Origin of the sequence: Staphylococcus sp. HMSC063F05, assembly GCF_001837075.1 — a bacterium.
GTDB classification, from domain to species: Bacteria; Bacillota; Bacilli; order Staphylococcales; family Staphylococcaceae; genus Staphylococcus; species Staphylococcus epidermidis.
In genome coordinates, this window is the sequence record NZ_KV831334.1 from 1 (window position 1) to 19,388 (window position 19,388).

General features: G+C 32.8%; 17 protein-coding genes. 6 read left to right on the forward strand and 11 right to left on the reverse strand.

Going from position 1 to position 19,388, the window contains the following annotated elements; genetic code table 11:
- Nucleotides 1-313: 313 nt before the first annotated feature.
- The 9 genes from ilvA to ilvD all read right to left on the reverse strand — a co-directional run bounded on the left by ilvA (nt 314) and on the right by ilvD (nt 10,952).
- Nucleotides 314-1,582 (reverse strand): threonine ammonia-lyase IlvA, encoded by a 1,269-nt coding sequence (gene ilvA, locus HMPREF2576_RS04990; RefSeq protein ID WP_001830018.1) that lies wholly within the window; start codon nt 1,580-1,582, stop codon nt 314-316.
- 14 nt (nt 1,583-1,596) lie between these two features.
- A complete protein-coding gene (leuD, locus tag HMPREF2576_RS04995; protein ID WP_001829996.1) occupies nt 1,597-2,166 on the reverse strand; it encodes a 3-isopropylmalate dehydratase small subunit in 570 nt (189 codons plus the stop codon).
- Nucleotides 2,167-3,537, reverse strand: coding sequence for a 3-isopropylmalate dehydratase large subunit (gene leuC / locus HMPREF2576_RS05000; protein ID WP_001832489.1), 1,371 nt, complete (start codon nt 3,535-3,537; stop codon nt 2,167-2,169).
- A gap of 15 nt (nt 3,538-3,552) precedes the next feature.
- Nucleotides 3,553-4,596, reverse strand: coding sequence for a 3-isopropylmalate dehydrogenase (leuB, locus tag HMPREF2576_RS05005; RefSeq protein WP_001830006.1), 1,044 nt, complete (start codon nt 4,594-4,596; stop codon nt 3,553-3,555).
- Nucleotides 4,593-6,128, reverse strand: a complete 1,536-nt coding sequence (locus HMPREF2576_RS05010) for a 2-isopropylmalate synthase (RefSeq protein ID WP_001830007.1) — start codon at nt 6,126-6,128, stop codon at nt 4,593-4,595. The genes leuB and HMPREF2576_RS05010 overlap by 4 nt, the downstream gene beginning before the upstream one ends.
- Before the next feature lie 22 nt (nt 6,129-6,150).
- Entirely contained in the window at nt 6,151-7,155 is a 1,005-nt protein-coding gene (gene ilvC / locus HMPREF2576_RS05015; RefSeq protein ID WP_001830020.1) for a ketol-acid reductoisomerase, read from the reverse strand.
- Between the two features lie 116 nt (nt 7,156-7,271).
- The gene (locus HMPREF2576_RS05020; protein WP_001830009.1) at nt 7,272-7,505 is read right to left on the reverse strand and encodes an ACT domain-containing protein; all 234 of its coding nucleotides are present in this window, start codon (nt 7,503-7,505) and stop codon (nt 7,272-7,274) included.
- Nucleotides 7,505-9,229, reverse strand: a complete 1,725-nt coding sequence (ilvB, locus tag HMPREF2576_RS05025) for a biosynthetic-type acetolactate synthase large subunit (protein ID WP_044555417.1) — start codon at nt 9,227-9,229, stop codon at nt 7,505-7,507. Before ilvB ends, HMPREF2576_RS05020 begins: the two co-directional genes overlap by 1 nt.
- 34 nt (nt 9,230-9,263) lie before the next feature.
- Nucleotides 9,264-10,952 (reverse strand): dihydroxy-acid dehydratase, encoded by a 1,689-nt coding sequence (gene ilvD / locus HMPREF2576_RS05030; RefSeq protein WP_001830016.1) that lies wholly within the window; start codon nt 10,950-10,952, stop codon nt 9,264-9,266.
- Nucleotides 10,953-11,430: 478 nt separating this feature from the next.
- On the opposite strand from ilvD, the gene tsaE reads away from it, so the two are divergent.
- Genes tsaE through tsaD form a run of 4 tightly spaced genes read left to right on the forward strand, consistent with a single transcriptional unit; the run spans nt 11,431 to nt 13,988 of the window.
- Nucleotides 11,431-11,892, forward strand: coding sequence for a tRNA (adenosine(37)-N6)-threonylcarbamoyltransferase complex ATPase subunit type 1 TsaE (tsaE, locus tag HMPREF2576_RS05035; RefSeq protein WP_002455871.1), 462 nt, complete (start codon nt 11,431-11,433; stop codon nt 11,890-11,892).
- Complete coding sequence (tsaB, locus tag HMPREF2576_RS05040; RefSeq protein WP_001832485.1) at nt 11,873-12,535, forward strand: tRNA (adenosine(37)-N6)-threonylcarbamoyltransferase complex dimerization subunit type 1 TsaB; 663 nt, start codon at nt 11,873-11,875, stop codon at nt 12,533-12,535. The genes tsaE and tsaB overlap by 20 nt, the downstream gene beginning before the upstream one ends.
- Nucleotides 12,508-12,969, forward strand: coding sequence for a ribosomal protein S18-alanine N-acetyltransferase (gene rimI, locus HMPREF2576_RS05045; protein ID WP_001829994.1), 462 nt, complete (start codon nt 12,508-12,510; stop codon nt 12,967-12,969). Before tsaB ends, rimI begins: the two co-directional genes overlap by 28 nt.
- Nucleotides 12,966-13,988, forward strand: a complete 1,023-nt coding sequence (gene tsaD / locus HMPREF2576_RS05050) for a tRNA (adenosine(37)-N6)-threonylcarbamoyltransferase complex transferase subunit TsaD (RefSeq protein ID WP_001830015.1) — start codon at nt 12,966-12,968, stop codon at nt 13,986-13,988. Before rimI ends, tsaD begins: the two co-directional genes overlap by 4 nt.
- Nucleotides 13,989-14,070: 82 nt before the next feature.
- Here tsaD and HMPREF2576_RS05055 read toward each other — a convergent pair whose 3' ends face one another.
- Nucleotides 14,071-15,687 carry a MutS-related protein gene (locus tag HMPREF2576_RS05055; protein ID WP_001832478.1) on the reverse strand — a complete coding sequence of 539 codons (1,617 nt, stop codon included), beginning with the start codon at nt 15,685-15,687 and terminating at the stop codon, nt 14,071-14,073.
- 341 nt (nt 15,688-16,028) lie between these two features.
- Nucleotides 16,029-17,963, reverse strand: coding sequence for an ABC-F family ATP-binding cassette domain-containing protein (locus tag HMPREF2576_RS05060; RefSeq protein WP_001830004.1), 1,935 nt, complete (start codon nt 17,961-17,963; stop codon nt 16,029-16,031).
- Between the two features lie 347 nt (nt 17,964-18,310).
- Here HMPREF2576_RS05060 and HMPREF2576_RS05065 point away from each other — a divergent pair, with 347 nt between their 5' ends.
- A complete protein-coding gene (locus tag HMPREF2576_RS05065; protein ID WP_001830017.1) occupies nt 18,311-18,946 on the forward strand; it encodes a redox-sensing transcriptional repressor Rex in 636 nt (211 codons plus the stop codon).
- A gap of 145 nt (nt 18,947-19,091) precedes the next feature.
- Nucleotides 19,092-19,373, forward strand: coding sequence for a hypothetical protein (locus HMPREF2576_RS05070; RefSeq protein WP_002440364.1), 282 nt, complete (start codon nt 19,092-19,094; stop codon nt 19,371-19,373).
- The last annotated feature ends 15 nt before the right edge of the window (nt 19,374-19,388 follow it).

Below are 19,388 nucleotides of genomic sequence, written 5' to 3' on the forward strand. Positions count from 1 at the left end.
ATCGAGACCGAAAGGTCTCTTTTTTTATACAAAATTAGTTTTAAAAAAGAAAGTGTTTGATATGAAAAAGTAAACATATCGAGGAATAGAAAGCGCTTGTAACTTATGAATTTGGGAGCGAGAGTAATGAAATTAGTCGAGCTACAAGGTTCAACAAGAGACGAAAATGAAACACAAGAGGGCGAGCGCTTATCTCAAGTGAAGAAAGTTTCTTAGCCGAGGGAACAAACTGACATTCTAAAATAAGATACTAAAATGAAGACGACGAATTAATAATATATTCGTCGTCTTCGGATTTGGTTATAAAATTAACTTAAATAAGTAATGAATATAACATTTTATTTTCATTGATATAAATATTAGAAGGATCAAATTGACATACGCGATCTTTTAACTGAATGAGATCATCATGATGTTTCAGCTGTATACCTATAATAACAGTTCCAGTGTTTTGTGATGTTTTCTTTAAATATTCAAATTTTGTAATATCGTCTTGAGGTCCGAGGACATCATTGACAAATTCTCTTAAAGCACCAGGTCTTTGTGGGAAATTTAAAATAAAGTAATGTTTCATTTCTTCAAATAGAAGGGAACGCTCCTCAATTTCTTTCATTCGATTAATATCATTGTTGCCTCCACTTACTATGCATACAATAGTTTTATTTTCAATCTGCTTTTTATATTGTTCTAAGGCACTTACACTTAAAGCACCAGCTGGTTCAGCAACAATCGCTTGTTTAGAGTACATATCCAGAATTGTGGAGCAAACAGCTCCTTCGTCAACTTGAACATAATCATCCACTTTATCTTTCGCAATATCAAAGGTAATATCACCAACTCTTGCTACTGAAGCTCCATCAACAAACTTATCAATATTTTCTAAAGTAACTATACTATGGTTGATAACGACTGATTGATACATACTACTGGCACCGGTTGGTTCAACACCAATAATTTTAGTATGGGGGGAATGTGCTTTAAAATATGTGCTCACTCCTGAAATAAGACCGCCACCACCTATAGCAGCAAATACATAATCAAATGTTTTATCCTCTTTTTCAGCTTGATTTAATATTTCCTTAGCTAAAGTGCCTTGTCCTGCAATAGTATATACATTATTAAATGGGTCAATAAAATTCATTTTATGTTGCTTCGTATAGTTTAAAGCTTGTGCTAAGCAGTGATCAAATGTATCGCCAATTAATACTATTTCTACGTTACTATCCCCGAAGAATTTGACTTGATTGATTTTTTGTCGTGGTGTAGTTACTGGCATGAAAATAACAGCTTTTAAATTGAGTTTTTTGGCAGTATAAGCAACACCTTGAGCATGATTTCCAGCACTTGCGCAAGTAATACCTTTATTTTTTTCTTCATTGGATAATACTGAAATAGCATTATAAGCTCCTCTTAATTTAAAGGATCGTACCCACTGTAAATCTTCTCTTTTTAAATAAACATTACAATTATATTTTTGAGATAAGTAATGGTCGAATTGTAAGGGAGTTTCTTTTACTATATTTTTTAGACGTAAATATGCTTCATCTATATCTTTTGTCGAAACTTTAGTTCTTACTGTCACTGTCATTCACACCTTTAAAAAGTTTTTTCGTATTTTTCTATTAAATTTTCAAATTGTAAAGTAATAGCAATATCGTCTAAGCCATGGATTAATTTATTTTTCCAGGTTTCATCTATATCAAAATGAAAAGACTGAGACACCGTAGACACTGTTTGATTAGATAAATCAACAGTTATTTCATCAAATTGAGCTAAATGTTCTCTTTCTTTCTGATTTAAACATATAGGTAACATTGCGTTTTTAGTACAATTCATGTAAAAGATGTCACTAAAACTTCCTGCAATAATAATGTTAAAACCATAATCTTTTAAGGCCCACGCTGCATGCTCACGGCTAGAACCACAACCAAAGTTATCTCCAGTAATTAGAATTGACGCACCATGATATTTTGGTTTATTAGGATTAAAATCAGGATTATCACTACCATCAGGTAAGTAACGCCATTCATCAAAAGCAAAAGGTCCAAAGCCTGATTTAGAGACCCGCTTAAGATGCACTTTGGGAATGATTTGGTCAGTATCTATATTGTCATAAAAAAGGGGGACAGTTTTTCCGGTATATATAGTGATTGGTTTGATTTCCAATTATACTACCACCTTTCTAACATCAATGAATTTACCATTAATCGCAGCAGCAGCAGCCATAACAGGGGATACCAAATGTGTACGAGCGCCTTTGCCTTGTCTTCCTTCAAAATTGCGATTACTCGTGGATGCACAATGTACTCCTTCAGGAACTTGATCTGGATTCATACCTAAGCACATAGAACATCCTGGTTCACGCCACTCAAATCCAGCATCTTTAAATAATTTATCTAGTCCCAGAGCTTCAGCTTCCTTCTTAACAGTTCTTGAACCCGGAACCACAATAGCAGTAATATTTGGATGAACTTGTTGTCCTTTAATAATATGACTTGCTTCAATAAGATCAGATAATCTTGCATTCGTGCATGAACCTAAAAAAACATAACCTAATTTTATATCTTCGGCTTTTTGACCTGGGTGAAGTCCCATATAGTCATAAGCACGTTGGTCATTTGCATTTTTAATTTCTGGGAATGGATTACTAAAACTAACTCCCATTTCTGGGTTAGTTCCCCAAGTTACTTGAGGTTCTAAATTTGTTACATCAAGTTCAATAACTTTATCAAAATAGGCATCATCATCAGAATAAAGTTCTTTCCACCACGCCATAGAACTATCAAAATCAGTAGCATAAGGACGACCTTTTACGTAATTAAAGGTTGTTTCATCAGGTTGCATTAAACCATACTTTGCTCCTGCTTCAATAGCCATATTACAAATCGTCATACGTGCTTCCATGGATAAATTTTTTATAGTTTCTCCTGTAAATTCAAGAGCATAACCAGTACCGAAATCTACACCATATTGATTGATTAAATATAAAATAATGTCTTTAGCATAAACTCCAGCTGGTAAAGAACCATTTATATTAATTTTCAAATTTTTAGGTTTTGTTTGCCATAATGTTTGTGTGGCAAATACATGTTCAACCTCGCTTGTTCCTATCCCAAATGCGATAGCACCAAATGCGCCATGTGTAGCAGTATGTGAATCTCCACATACAATAGTTTTTCCTGGTTGAGTTAATCCAGTTTCTGGTCCAACCATATGCACAATACCTTGTTCGTCAGAACCCATATCAAAAATATGTACACCAAAGTCCTTAGCATTTTGTTGTAAAGTTGTAATTTGTTTATTAGCAATTTCATCTTTTATATTAAAAATATCAATTGTGGGAACGTTATGATCTAAAGTTGCAAAGGTTAGATCAGGTCTTCTGAGTTTACGATTTTGTATTCTAAGTCCTTCAAACGCTTGAGGAGAAGTGACTTCATGAATGAGATGTAAATCAATGTATAATAATTGTGGTTCACCTTCTTTTCCATGAAGCACATGTTTTTTCCATACTTTATCAAACAGTGTTTGACCCATAATTTTCTCCTCCTCTTATAGATATTTTTCTTTAAGCAATTTAAAAATTTTTGAAGTTCGATATTGTCCACCTAAATCTGCAGTTGTCTTATTAGATTGAATAAACGAGTAAACAATTGACTCAAGTTCGTTAGCAGCATCATTTTGATTTAAACTTTCTCTTAAGCAAAGTGCTAAAGATAGAACCATACCAAATGGATTCGCTTTATCTTCATTAGCTATATCTGGTGCTGAACCATGAATTGGTTCATAAAGACGTGTACCTGTTTGACCAAAACTAGCTGATGGAGAAAGACCTAGAGACCCTGGTATAACAGATGCTTCATCACTTAAAATATCTCCGAAAAGATTCTCTGTTACAATCACATCAAATTGCGTAGGTTGAGTGATCAGATGCATGCTACAAGCATCAACTAGCATATGATTAACTTCTACTTCTGGATAATCCTTTTTTACATCGTTTACTATTTGTCGCCATAACTTACTAGAGGATAGAACGTTTTCCTTATCAACAGAAGTTAATTTTTTACGTCTACGATTTGCAAGATTAAAAGCGATTCTCACAATACGTTCAATTTCTTGACTTGAATATTTTAATGAGTCTAAAGCTTCGGTTTTTTTAACATAGCTTGGTTCACCAAAATAAATCCCGCTCGTTAATTCTCTTACTATAACTAAATCTGTGCCTTCTACAATATCTTGTTTTAGTGGTGAAAGATGACTAGCCCCTTTAGTTACAAATGTAGGTCGAATATTAGCAAATAAATTTAAGGATTTCCTCAGTTTTAACAAACCGTGTTCTGGACGATTATTTGGGTCTGTCCATTTAGGCCCTCCAATCGCGCCTAATAAAATAGCATCTGCATTTTTACATGATTGTAATGTTTCGTTAGTTAAAGGTGTACCATAATAATCTATTGAAACACCTCCAAAATGATGACTTTCCAAATGGTATTCAAAATGATATTTTTCACTTATTAATTTTAAAAGTTCTAATGTACCAGATAGAATCTCTGGTCCTATACCATCTCCAGGTAAGGCAACTATTTTATAACTCATGTACGTATACCTTCTTTCAACTCATATTCTGAAATATATTTAGCATGAGCATCGATATATGCTTTACATGAAGCTTTTAATATATCGTGGTCTATACCTATGCCTGTCACTTCAATATGATTAATAATGATTCGTACATGTACTTCTGCTTGAGCATCAGTACCTTCTGTTACAGAATCAATACGATAATCAATTAATTCTGCGTCTTTCTTGAAAATTCGGTCAACAGCATTATAAATTGCAACAATTGAACCCGTTCCAATACTTGAATCTTGTTTAACTTGTCCGTTTCTTTCCTTTATAACTACTACTGCACTTTGTAGACCTTTAGATACGTATTGAAGTTGTAAGTTATCAAGTTGAAAAATAGCATTGTGTTCATGTTCGGAGCCATGTATAATCGCATGAATATCTCTATCGGATACATTTTTTTTCTTATCGGCAATTTCTTTAAATTGTTTAAATAATGTAACTTGATCTTCCAATTTAATTTCATATCCCAGAGCTTTAAGCTTTTCGGCAAATGCATGTTTACCAGACAATTTACCTAGTGGCAATTCTGTTGTATTCACACCTACAAGTTGAGGTGTCATGATTTCATAGGTTTCACGATGTTTAAGGACACCGTCTTGGTGAATTCCGGATTCATGACTAAATGCATTTTGACCGACTATAGCTTTATTTCTAGGTACACGGATACCAGCATATCTTGAAATTAAGTCAGATGTTTTCTTAGTTTCTTCAAGGTTAATTTGAGATTCAAGACCATAGTGGTCCTTCCTTACATATAAAGCCAAAGCGACTTCTTCAAGTGAGGCATTTCCTGCTCTTTCACCAATACCGTTCACGGTACCTTCAATACGTCTAGCTCCACCTTCAATAGCTGCTAAACTATTAGCAACTGCCATTCCGAGATCATCATGACAATGTGCACTAAAGATAATTTTAGAATTTGACTTAACGGCCTGTGTTAATTGTTTAAAAATTTCGCCATACTCTGTAGGATAACTAAATCCAACTGTATCAGGGATGTTGATAATTGTGGCTCCTGCGTTAATCGCAGTTTGAACACATTCAATTAAAAATGGAATTTCAGTTCTTGTTGCATCCTCTGGAGAGAATTGTACGACTTCAAAAAATTGTTTTGCATAAGAAACGTGTTCTTTTATTGATGTTAAAACTTCATCTTGAGTCATTTTTAATTTATGTTCTAAATGAATAGGGGAGGTTGCAATGAATACATGTACTTGAGGTTTTACAGCTTCTTTAGTGGCTTCATATACAGCATCAATATCAGATTTTTTACATCTAGCTAAACCACACACTGCTGTTGTAGTCAAAGTTTTAGCTATAGCTTCTACTGATTTAAAGCTACCAGTACTAGAAGCAGGAAAACCTGCTTCTAGTACATCTACTCCCCATTTTTCTAGTTGCTTGGCAATTTTTAATCTTTCATCAAAAGTAAAATTGACTCCTGGCGTTTGTTCACCATCTCTAAGTGTTGTATCAAAAATTTGAATATGTTCTTCCATTAAAAACACCCCTCTACTGTTGTTATTTTTCAATACTTTTAGATTTAATGAATGGCATCATTTCTCTTAATTCACGTCCAACTTGTTCAATTTGATGACCATGTTGATCTTCACGTAATTGATAGAATTCTTTAAAGCCATTTTTGTTATCTTCAACAAATCTACGGCTAAAGTTACCATTTTGAATATCTTCAAGTACTTTTTTCATATTTTCTTTAACATTAGGTGTAATTACTCTTGGTCCAGAAACATAGTCGCCAAATTCAGCAGTGTTAGAGATAGAATAACGGACATTTTCCATTCCGCCTTCATACATTAAATCAACAATTAATTTCATTTCGTGTAAGACTTCAAAATAAGCTAATTCAGGTTGGTAACCTGCTTCCACAAGTGTTTCGAATCCACTCTGAATTAATTTGGAAACTCCTCCACAAAGTACAGCTTGTTCACCGAATAAATCTGTTTCAGTTTCTTCTTTAAATGTCGTTTCAATGACCCCGGCACGAGTAGCACCAATGCCTTTTGCGTAGCTTAAAGCAATGTTTCTAGCTTGGCCTGTAGCATCTTGTTGAACACCAAATAATGCTGGTACGGCACTTCCTTCAACAAATGTACGTCTAACTAAATGACCAGGTCCTTTAGGTGCTACTAAAAAGACATCGACATCACTAGGTGGTTCGATAACACTGAAATGGATATTAAAACCGTGTGCGAATGCTAAAGCATTTCCTTTTTCTAAATATGGTTTAATTTCCTTGTTATATACTTCACCTTGAATTTCATCAGGCAATAGTACCATCACTACATCTGCTTGTTGTGTTGCTTCACTTACCGTATAAACATCAAATCCATCTTCTTTAGCTTTATTAAATGATCGTCCTGGACGCAGGCCAATGACTACATCATAACCATTGTCCTTTAAATTTTGTGCATGTGCATGTCCTTGTGAGCCATAACCAATGACAGCAATTTTTTTACCTTGTAATGCATCCTGAGTTACTGTTTCGTCGTAATATACTTTTGTCATAATAAAATCCTCCAGTCATTTTATAGAAAGTTCTGAATTTTCAAAATAATTTATGCGTAAAAGGTGCATGATGTTAGTTATGTTTAGTTGATTTTTTAACTAGCGCATCAAAACGTTTATTCACTTTTAACACTTAGTACATTTACTTGTTGTGATAGTTTTTTAAGAACAATTTTAAAAGTATCATCATCTTTAATATTGACTTTAAGTTTCATATTAGAAATTCCTTCTTTGTCTGAATGTTTAACATGAAGTTCATCAATATTACATTGTAAGCGAACGAAGGCGCTAGTAATTCTGTTCAAAGTACTCACTTGATCAACTAATGTAAAATGAATTGTTCGTTCCATTAGTAACCCTCCATTTCATGATTTGATTTGCCACTAGGTACCATTGGATTAACTGGTTCTATAGGTGAGATTCTAACTTCAATGAGTGCCGGTCCATGATATGCAAATGCTTCATCAATTGAAGATTCTAATTTATCTGGAGAATCTATCAAGAATCCCTTAATACCATATGCTTCCGCCATTTTCATAAAATCAGGTTGATCGTTAAATACAGAATGAGAAAATCGTTTATTAAAGAATTTATCTTGCCATTGTTTTACCATACCTAAAGTTCCGTTATTAATAAGTACTATTTTGACATTAAGTCCATATTCTGGAAGTAAAGCCATTTCTTGGTTCGTCATTTGAAAACCGCCATCTCCTACAAAACATACAACTGTTTTCTCAGGTTCAGCTAATTGTGCTCCTATTGCTGATGGAATTCCAAATCCCATAGTACCTAAACCACCACTTGTTACCCATTGTCCATAATTTTTAAATGGATAGAATTGTGCTGTCCACATTTGGTGTTGGCCTACGTCAGTTGTAACAATTGCATTTCCATTGGTAACTTTGCCAATATATTCAATCGCTTTTTGTGGTTTGCAAAAGTTTTTATCATTTTCATCATATTTAAATGGATAGTTACTTTTGTTATTAATACAATAATCGTTCCATTCTTCGTGGGAGGATGTTAAAACTTGCTCATGGCATAAGTTCTCAAGCACAAGCTTGCAATCAGCGACTATACCTAAATCTGTATTAATAACTTTATTTATTTCAGAAGGGTCGATATCTACATGTACAACCTTTGCATTTGGTGCGAATGCATCAGGCTTACTTGCAAGACGATCATCGAATCTACTACCTAAATTGATAAGTAAATCACAATTTGTTAAAGCCATATTACTTGCATAAGATCCATGCATACCTCCCATACCTAAGAATAAAGGGTGATGATAAGGTACTGCTCCAAGTCCTAGGAGAGTTGTAACTGTAGGGATTTGATGTCTTGTCACAAATTCTGTTAATAAATGATTAGATTTAGAGTGATTAATACCAGCACCTGCAAGAATAAGAGGTTTCTTAGCTTCTTTAATCATATATATTAACTTATTAATATCCTCTTTATTTGGGTTACTATTAACTTCATAACCAGGAATATTAATATCTTTTGTAAGTTCAACATCAGTTTTAAGCACACCCATATCTTTAGGGAAATCAATCACTACAGGACCTTTTCTTCCAGTGTTCGCTAAATGAAAGGCTTCATGAACAATTCTTGGAATGTCTTCAATCTTTTTAACTTGATAATTGTGTTTTGTAATAGGTGTAGTCATCGAGAGTAAATCAGCTTCTTGGAAAGCATCTTTACCAATACCAGGTGTAGCAACTTGACCAGTAAAAACGACTAGTGGTAAAGAGTCGCTATATGCATCAGTAATACCTGTAATGGCATTTGTTGCACCGGGTCCACTTGTCACAACAACGACTCCTGTTTTACCAGAGACACGCGCATATCCTTCAGCAGCATGTGTAGCACCTTGTTCATGACGAGCAAGAATATGTTTGATTTTCCCGTCATAAAATGTATCGTATAAAGGTAAGACAGCTCCACCGGGATAACCGAAGATAAAATCTACATCTTCCTGCTGAAGTGCTTCAACTAATAATTGAGAACCACTGCGTGTTATTAAGGGTTGTGATTCCTTTGTTTGATGCACAGAAGGGTGAGGCGAAGCCATTGATTTTTGATTTGACATTTTAATCATCTCCTAATTAAATAAGGTTTTCCGGAACTTGCATAATACCTCCAGTATTAGCGCTTGTGACTAAACTAGTATATCTAGCTAAGTAGCCTGTTTTAACCTTTGCTCTGAATGGTTCAAGCTGATTTTTACGGCGATACAGTTCTTCTTCAGATTGATTGACGTTTAGAGTTCTATTGATTAAATCAATCGTAATTTTATCACCATCTCTTATTAAGCCAATGGGTCCACCTGAAGCGGCTTCAGGTGAAATATGTCCAACTGCAATACCTCTAGTTGCTCCCGAAAATCTACCGTCCGTAATTAATGCAACATCTTTACCTAATCCTCTGCCCACTATGGAAGACGTAGGGGCTAGCATTTCTGGCATTCCAGGACCTCCCTTAGGTCCCTCATATCTAATAACAACAACATGTCCTTCTCTTACTGTATGATTATCAATGGCTTCAACAGCTTCATCATGAGAGTTAAAACAAATTGCCTTTCCTGTAAATACTTTAATTGAAGGATCAACTCCACCGACCTTGATTACCGCTCCTTTAGGTGCGAGGTTTCCGAATAAAACAGATAATCCACCTTGTTTATCATAAGGGTTTTCAAGAGGATGAATAACATCAAAATTTTTGATGTTTTTACCTTCATTATTTTCTCTCAAGGTTTTACCCGTAACTGTTAATCTATCCGGATGTAAAGTACCATCCTTTTTCATCAATTCATTTATAATAGCTGGGACGCCACCTGCTTCATGAACATCGTGCATAGAATAAGAAGAACTAGGTGCAATTTTAGAAAGGTAAGGTGTTTTTTTAGCAATTTCATTAATACGTTCTAAATCGTAGTCAATACCTGCTTCATTTGCAATTGCAAGAGTATGAAGAACAGTATTAGTAGAACCTCCCATGGCCATATCAAGAGCAAAAGCATCATCAATTGCATCTTGTGTGATAATATCGCGAGGTTTAATATCATTTTTAATATTTTCAACCAACCTGAATGCAGCTTGTCTAATCATTTCACGACGTTGGTCACTCACAGCTAGAGCTGTACCATTATATGGTAGGGCTAAACCTAAAACTTCCATTAAACAGTTCATTGAGTTTGCGGTAAACATACCGGCGCACGAACCACATGTAGGACAAGCGTTTTGCTCCATGTCTAAAAATGCTTCTTTTGAGATTGTTCCTTCTTTAAAAGCTCCAACCGCTTCAAACATTGAAGATAATGTCAATGCCTTACCTTGAGCGGAAAGACCAGCTTTCATTGGGCCTCCTGAGCAAAAGATAGCTGGTACATTTGTTCTAACAGCTGCGAGTAACATTCCTGGCGTAATTTTATCGCAATTAGGAATGTAAAAAACACCATCAAACCAATGAGCGTTAATAACTGTTTCAGCTGCATCTGCGATAATTTCTCTTGAAGGTAAGGAATATCTCATGCCAATATGTCCCATAGCGATTCCATCGTCAACACCAATAGTATTAAATTCGAATGGGATAGCACCTGCTTCTCTAATAGCTTCCTTTGCGATGTCTGCTAATTCTCTTAAATGAACGTGCCCAGGAACAATATCAATATAAGAGTTACAAATTGCTACGAAAGGTTTATTCATATCTGTAGGTTGTTTAAGAGCGCCAGTCGCATGTAAAAGACTTCTTGCAGGAGCTTGGTGATCTCCTTTTTTGATCATATCACTTCGCATATATCGTTCCCCCATATAATTATTTAGAAAATAAAAAAACGTCCCAATGAATATTGGGACGTTATTAAGTCCCATCCAACTAGAAATAGGACTTAAACATTTAGAAGTTAAAACTTTTCTAAAGTTCGAGTCCTTACGAGTATAATAAAATGATAATAGCATGTTGAGTTGTTGGTAGGTCTAGCGTAGATAGATAAGTCATTTTATTATACTCCTTTCGTTGAATGGTCATTTATTCTTAATAGTTTGAATTGTTTTAAAATTTGATAAATTCAATTTACTACATGTGGTGAATTGTGTCAATAATAAATTTAGAATTTTCTAAAAATTTATAGAGGACAAGCTTAAATATTTTACGAAGAAATTTGAATTAAAATTTGTTACAATGAATAAGTTAATAAACCATGTAGAAATGTTTATATATCTTTAAATATAGAGATAATTTGATTTTAAATAATCATATATAGGAGAGTAAAAATTGATAACTATTCACAATTTAAATGAAATGGATAAATTTGCTCAAATACTTGTAAAACATTTAAGTGCTAAGGACTTGATTTTATTAAATGGTGACCTAGGAGCAGGGAAAACTACATTAACGCAATTTATAGGAAAAGCGTTAGGTGTTAAAAGAACGATAAACTCACCAACATTTAATATAATCAAATCTTATACAGGTTCAAGCATACGATTACATCATATGGACTGTTATCGACTTGAAGGTGAGGAAGATGATTTAGGTTTCGATGAATATTTTGAAGACAATGCTATCATAGTTATAGAGTGGAGTAAATTTATCAAAGATTTCCTTCCTCCTAATCACTTAACTATTAATATAAGTGTCAAAGATGCGAATGAGAGACAAGTATCCATTGAAACACATGGGCAACATTATGCATTAGTAAAGGAGGCAATTTTGAATGAACTATCTTCTAATTGATACGTCAAACCAACCTTTATCAGTAGCTATTATGAAAGATAATGAAGTGATTGCTGAAAAAACAACTGATATCAAAAAGAATCATTCAGTGCAACTCATGCCCGAAATAGCAGAAATTCTTACAGAAAGTAAAATAAATAAAACAGAAATAACTGATATCGTGGTAGCGGAAGGTCCAGGTTCATATACCGGTCTTAGAATAGGGGTTACTGTTGCTAAAACATTAGCGTATGCATTAAACACTAACTTATATGGTGTCTCATCACTTAAAGCACTTGCTAGCACAGTAAAAGACAGTACGAAGTTGTTAGTACCCATTTTTGATGCTAGAAGAGAAGCAGTTTATGCAGGTGTTTATCAATATCAGGACAATGAATTAATAACCATTATTGATGACACTTATATACCTATTTTTGAACTTATTGAAAAACTTCATCAATTAAACCAACCTTATGTGTTTGTAGGATTTCATATCGAAAAAATAAAACATTTATTAGACAGTGACATCGTAGAACAGTTACCACAAGCTTCAAGTATGAAGCAATTAATCCAAAAACCAGAAAATATACATTCATTTACTCCTAAATATCATAAATTATCAGAGGCGGAACGAAATTGGTTAAACCAACAAGAGAACAATTGAATATTAGGAAAATGAGTGTGGAAGATGTTCCTAAAGTTTTTGATATAGAAAGAAATAGTTTCTCACACAGTTCGTGGTCAATCGATGCATTTTATCATGAAATAGAAAACAACGAATTTGCTACATATTTTGTTATAGAATTTAGTGACAAAATAATTGGATATGTTGGTTTATGGTTAGTCGTTGATCAAGCACAAATTACAACGATAGCTATATCAAAGGCATTTAGAGGCTATGGTCTTGGGCAACTTTTACTTAAATATGCAATGAACTATGCACGTTTTTCTTGTGATGTGATGAGTTTAGAAGTAAGAATAGATAATGATGTTGCACAACATGTTTATAGGAATTTGGGATTCCAAAATGGTGGAAAAAGAAAGAATTATTATGGAGAAGGCGAGGACGCATTAGTCATGTGGGTGAATTTGAAATGACAAATAATAAATTAATCTTAGCAATTGAAACAAGTTGTGATGAAACGAGTGTAAGTGTAATAAAGAATGGCACTGAACTTTTATCTAATACTGTTTTAAGTCAAATAGATAGTCACAAACGTTTTGGTGGTGTTGTACCTGAAGTTGCTAGTAGACATCATGTTGAAGGAATAACAGCAACTATAGATGAATCGTTAGTGAGTGCAAAAGTGAAAATGGAAGACATTGACGCTATTGCAGTAACACAAGGCCCAGGATTAATAGGAGCTTTATTGATTGGTATTAATGCGGCTAAAGCTTTGGCATTTGCTTATGATAAGCCTATTATTCCAGTACATCATATTGCTGGTCATATTTATGCCAATCACTTAGAACAACCATTAACGTTTCCACTAATGTCATTGATTGTATCTGGTGGTCATACTGAACTAGTATATATGAAAAATCATTTAGATTTCGAAGTGATTGGTGAAACGAGAGATGATGCAGTAGGAGAAGCTTATGATAAAGTTGCTCGAACAATCAATCTTCCTTATCCTGGTGGACCGCATATTGATCGATTAGCAGCTAAAGGTAAAGATGTATATGATTTTCCAAGAGTTTGGCTCGAAAAAGATAGTTATGATTTTAGTTTTAGTGGTCTTAAAAGTGCTGTAATAAATAAACTGCATAATTTAAGACAGAAAAATATTGAAATTGTAGCTGAAGATGTTGCAACGAGTTTCCAAAATAGTGTTGTAGAAGTTTTAACCTATAAAGCTATTCATGCTTGTAAAACTTATAATGTTAATCGCTTAATTGTTGCAGGTGGTGTTGCTAGTAATAAAGGATTAAGAAATGCACTAAGTGAAGCATGTAAAAAAGAGGGTATACACCTTACTATTCCAAGTCCTGTTCTTTGCACTGATAATGCAGCGATGATTGGTGCTGCTGGATATTATTTATATCAAGCTGGTTTGCGTGGCGATTTAGCTTTAAATGGACAAAATAATATTGATATTGAAACTTTTTCTGTTTAAATAATATTTCAAAGCGCCTATCTAAGAGTAACTACTTTTAGATAGGCGCTTAACTTTTTTATAAATATTAAACTAATTAATTCTAGAGGTTTCGAATATTTTGTTGAGCACGCTGATAAATATCGATAGGAAACTGCGTAATGCGTAGTAATTCAATTGCATTACGTGTATTGGCTTTACCTGGTTTAATTTTGTAATCGAAAAATATGCTATTTTCTTGAATTGATTCATTAAAATGATAATTATTATATGTATTTTCTAATAATGTTGATAATTCAACATCATGTGTCGCAGCGATAACCTGATATGCTTTTTGATTATCTAAATACGATAATACTGATTCAGAAGCCGCAATACGTTCAGTTGTATTCGTTCCTTTAAAAATTTCATCTATAAAACAATATATCTTATTGCACTGATGAGTGTTAAATAATCTACGAATAGACTTAAGTTCTGACATGAAATAACTGTCACCACTTAAAACGTCATCCGCATTTGCCATTGATGTCATTACATAGCCAGGTTGATAAATAAATGAGTGAGCTGTTGCAGTTTGTATCGATTGAGCTAAAATCAAATTTAGTGCAACTGCTTTCATAAATGTAGATTTTCCTGATGCATTAGAGCCTGTGAGCAATATATGATTTGAAATGTCAATTGTGTTAGCAATCGCATTTTCTTCATCTAGTAGAGGATGAATGATTGATTTCATTTGAAGACCATTAATATTGTGATTGATTTTAGGATAACAATAATGTGTCAAAGTATGTTGATACATAGCTATAGAGTAATGATTATCTAATATGCTTATGTAGTCATAACATGTCATAACTTCTTCTTGATACTTAAAGTAGCTGCGTTGTATTAAATGAAATAAAACATAATCTATCATGAATACTAATTTAATAAACATGATTATGCTACTCGCCATATCTTGTGATTCTACTCTAGCTAATAAACCACTAAAACGGCGTGAAGCTTTAAAATGAGTAAAATCAACACTTATCGCGGGCGTGCTCTCAATCTTACTTAAAGCTTGACTTTGCTTTATAACATTAGCAGTATAAAAAATTGATTTTAAATCTTGGTCATAAGATTTTTTTAGTTTGAAAGATAATATTGCATTTAAAATCATAAAAGTAAGACATATTAATATACCTTTTGAAGGAATTAAAAAAATGAATGCGAACCCGATAAATGGTAACAACGGACAAAACATTAATAAAATATTTCGCTTAGTGGGTAACATTTGATCTGGAAACAAAGGGTATACATTTTTACCAATTTTAGAAAGAATGTAAGATACATTTAAACGAAATACTTTATTTTCTTTAAACATGTTTATCAATGAGGTTTGATTTACCTTAAACATACCTCTTAAAGTTGCATATAGTCGCATTTCACCAATTGCAGTGAAATTAAAATTAATTTTATGAAATAACGTATCCATATTTAGGTCTGACCAAGTCTTATCGTCGATAAATGACTGCTCATTGTAATGATCGCGGTAAGCGTGATATTGGGCATCGAATCGTGAATTAGGACGTATAAAACTTTCTAATTTTAATTTGTTATCCCATAAAGTATTTATTTTAGCAATCTGTTTACGCCTCTCTATAATAGAGATAATTACATTTACAAGTGTAATTAGGATGATGAAAGTTAATATAATCAGTACTAAGGTTTGATTGTTCGTCATGAAGTTTAGTTCTCCTTTTTCTTTCTTAATAAATTATTTCATAAATGAATAACGTAAACAATTGAAAATAGAAAATAAGTTGTCAATAGGGAACGTGCGTACTTATCAACAAAATGTGAGTAAGTTGTGGGTAAGTAGTGAAGTTGTTTGTGGATATGTAAATAAATAAGTAAAATTAAAAAAGAAAAAGTGTTAATTTACTTGTGGATAAGTAGGGTAACTCTGTGGATAGTGATTATGAAAGTAATTCAAGCTGTTAATAATATTTGTGTAAAAAAATACTAAAAGACACTGAAAAGTCATATATTCAACTTTCAGGTGTCTTGTCATTATGTTGGAAATTAGAGCTTTTCTTGTAATTTTTCCCATTCCAACATTATTTGTTCTAATTTTTGTTCGGTATCGGATTTTTGATTGGCAAATTTACTAGCTTTTAGAGGGTCGTTAAATACTTCAGGTTGTGTTAACTGTTCGTCGATATGTGATATTTGTGCTTCTAATTCTTCGATTTGTCTTTCACAATGTTCAATTTGTCTTTCTAATTTACGTTGTTGTCTTTTTTGTTGCTTTTGACTGATATAGGTTGAAGTATTTGCGTCTTGATTTATCTCTTTATTTTCAAAATTATTTTGAGTTATTGTTTCATGTGCTTTGATAGCTGCAGCTTCTTCAGTTTTCTCAATATAATACTGATAATCTCCCAAATACATTTGGCCACCATTAATGTTTAAATCAAAAACTTTATTTGCAAGTTGGTTAATAAAATAACGATCATGTGATACAAAAATAATTGTGCCTTCAAAATCTTTCAATGCTTGTTCAAGCATTTCTTTAGAATCAATATCTAAATGGTTAGTCGGTTCATCTAAGATAAGAACATTATCACGTTGTAACATTAAAAGTGCTAATTGTAATCGTGCCTTTTCGCCGCCGGATAAGTCATTGATAATTTTTTTTACGTCTTCTTGAACGAACAAGAAACGCCCTAATACTGCCCGTACATCTTTTTCATTCATATGTGGATATTGATCCCAAACATAATCGAGAATGGTTTTATTTGATTTAAATTCAGCTTGTTTTTGATCATAGTAACCAATTTGTAAATTAGCACCAAAGATAATTTGACCACCTAGTTTATGTTGTTTTTCAGCAATTGTTTTTATCAATGTTGTTTTACCAACACCATTTGGACCAATGATAGCTATATGATCCCCTTTAAAGATTTCGAGGTTTATAGGTAGTGTAATAGGTGAGTCGTAACCAATTTTTAAATCATGAATGTGCATCACATCATTACCAGTATTACGGTCGAAGCCAAATTGTATATTTGCACTTCTAGCATCTATCATAGGTTTATCAATACGTTCCATTTTTTCCAATGTTTTACGTCTACTCTTAGCCATGCCGCTTGTAGATGCACGAGTAATATTTTTTTCTACAAAGGTTTCTAAACGCTTGATTTCTTCTTGTTGCTTTTCAAATTCTTGCATGCGTTTTTCGTAATACTGATTACGTTGCTTTATAAATTGCTCATAGTTTCCTACATAGTGTTTTACATTTCCTAGAGCAACATCATAAACTTGAGTTACAATTTTATCTAAAAAATATCTATCATGACTGATAATTACAATTGCCCCTTTAAAGTACTTTAAGTAATCCTCTAACCACTTGGTTGTTTCCATGTCTAGATGGTTAGTTGGTTCATCAAGAAGGAGTAAATCGGGTTCTTTAAGTAACATTTGAGCAAGAGAAAGACGTGTTTTTTGACCACCACTAAAATCATTAATAGGCTTGTTGAAATCGCTTTCTGTAAAGTTAAGCCCGTGCAGGACTGTTTTAATTTTACTCTCATATTGATAACCATCTAATTGCTCATAACGATTCGTTAAAGTTTCATATTTTTCAATATGTGATTGATATTCATCGGATTCATAATCTTGTCCATTTCGTGCAAGCCAATCGGTTTCATCCTTAATTAAATTTTCAATTTTCTTTATATGTTCAAAAGGCTTAGACATTTCTTCAAAGACAGTAGCTTCTGAATTGAGTGTCATTTGCTGAGTTAAATAACTCATTGTCAAATTTTTGATTTTTGATATTCGACCACTATCGTAATTTTCCACACCTGCTATGATTTTCATTAATGTCGATTTACCAGCTCCATTACGGCCTACTACGCCGATTCTTTCGCCAGTTTTCACCTCAAAATTAACATCTGTGAAGATATCTTCACCATCGAACGATTTGGAGATGTCATTAAGTTGTAAAAGTATCATTCGATTCTCACCTTTCTATGTATTTGAAATAGGTTTAAACTATATATAAAGTATTTGTTTTTGAATATTTAAATTTTTGTTAATTCTATATTATCGAATTTTAAATAGAAAAATAAATTGCGTACGTTATCTTGAAATGATGTTAAACTCAATTACTTCTATTCTACAGTATTCATAGAACACATGAAACTAGGATATTTATTTTTAAAAATTAATAATGTATAATGTTTAAGTATTCGTTGTAGACAATTATTTGTATTATGAGATGACATTCCACATATGTTTTAACTCATTTACTGATTTTAATGATACATGCATAATATACGCGAAAAAGGGGGGTTAGATATATGCCAGATGATTTTAAAATTCCTCGCGCTACGTTAAAACGTCTACCTTTATATTACCGATTGGTCAGTATTTTGAAAGGTAAAGGTATAGATCGTGTTAATTCTAAAACAATAAGTGAAGCACTACAAATTGATTCAGCTACAATAAGAAGAGACTTTTCATACTTTGGTGAATTAGGAAAAAAAGGATATGGATATAATATAGATAGTATGCTTGAATTCTTTAAATCAGAATTAAGTGAGAGCGATCAAATTAAAATTGCCATTATAGGTATCGGTAATTTAGGGCGTGCATTACTTACATATAACTTTTCAATACATGATGAGATGACAATTACTGAAGCTTTTGATATTAGACCAGATATTATAGGTGAGAATATCGGTGACGTTGTGGTAAAACATAGTGATGATATCAAAACGACATTAGAATCAGAAGATATTGATGTAGTCATTTTAACAACACCAGATAATGTGGCACAACAAGTAGCTGATGAACTTGTTAAAGCCGGTGTTAAAGGTATACTAAACTTTACGCCACGTCGAATTAAAACACCCCAAGATGTCCAAGTACATCATATTGATTTTGGTATAGAGTTACAATCATTATTGTTCTTCATGAAAAATTATAGTAAATAATTAATAAAAATCACATTAACATAGTACTCTCAAGTGAGAAGTGAGAGTGCTTTTTTTATATTAAACAGTTACAATAGATTATAAATACGAAACTTTTTAACAAAAATTGTAAGTTGATATTTATTGTAATGGGAGATTGAAACAAATGACTCAAGAAATAAATTGTAATTTCAAATCACATATTCCCAGAATAATGACAGTTCCCGGTATATTGTTAATACATGAAAATAAGTTGGAGTTTAAGGCATATAGTCAAAACAATAATCCATTCAATATTCAATTCGAACTCTCTAGCATTGTGCGGTATAGAATATCGAAAGGGTTATTAGGAAATAAATTGTTTATTTATTATTCTGACCAGGAGTGGTATAAATTTAGTAACTTATCTAAGAGTGACTTAATCAAACTCACAAAATATTTATATTAAAACATAATAAATAAA

Bases quoted from the DNA above. Each gene is read 5' to 3' on its own strand.
- tsaD (WP_001830015.1), top strand. From the start codon at position 12,966: ATGACAAATAATAAATTAATCTTAGCAATTGAAACAAGTTGTGATGAA.
- HMPREF2576_RS05070 (WP_002440364.1), top strand. From the start codon at position 19,092: ATGACTCAAGAAATAAATTGTAATTTCAAATCACATATTCCCAGAATA.
- leuC (WP_001832489.1), bottom strand. From the start codon at position 3,537: ATGGGTCAAACACTGTTTGATAAAGTATGGAAAAAACATGTGCTTCAT.
- HMPREF2576_RS05055 (WP_001832478.1), bottom strand. From the start codon at position 15,687: ATGACGAACAATCAAACCTTAGTACTGATTATATTAACTTTCATCATC.
- HMPREF2576_RS05020 (WP_001830009.1), bottom strand. From the start codon at position 7,505: ATGGAACGAACAATTCATTTTACATTAGTTGATCAAGTGAGTACTTTG.
- HMPREF2576_RS05010 (WP_001830007.1), bottom strand. From the start codon at position 6,128: ATGGAAGAACATATTCAAATTTTTGATACAACACTTAGAGATGGTGAA.
- ilvD (WP_001830016.1), bottom strand. From the start codon at position 10,952: ATGCGAAGTGATATGATCAAAAAAGGAGATCACCAAGCTCCTGCAAGA.
- ilvC (WP_001830020.1), bottom strand. From the start codon at position 7,155: ATGACAAAAGTATATTACGACGAAACAGTAACTCAGGATGCATTACAA.
- ilvB (WP_044555417.1), bottom strand. From the start codon at position 9,229: ATGGCTTCGCCTCACCCTTCTGTGCATCAAACAAAGGAATCACAACCC.
- HMPREF2576_RS05065 (WP_001830017.1), top strand. From the start codon at position 18,311: ATGCCAGATGATTTTAAAATTCCTCGCGCTACGTTAAAACGTCTACCT.
- leuB (WP_001830006.1), bottom strand. From the start codon at position 4,596: ATGAGTTATAAAATAGTTGCCTTACCTGGAGATGGTATAGGACCAGAG.
- HMPREF2576_RS05060 (WP_001830004.1), bottom strand. From the start codon at position 17,963: ATGATACTTTTACAACTTAATGACATCTCCAAATCGTTCGATGGTGAA.
- tsaB (WP_001832485.1), top strand. From the start codon at position 11,873: ATGAACTATCTTCTAATTGATACGTCAAACCAACCTTTATCAGTAGCT.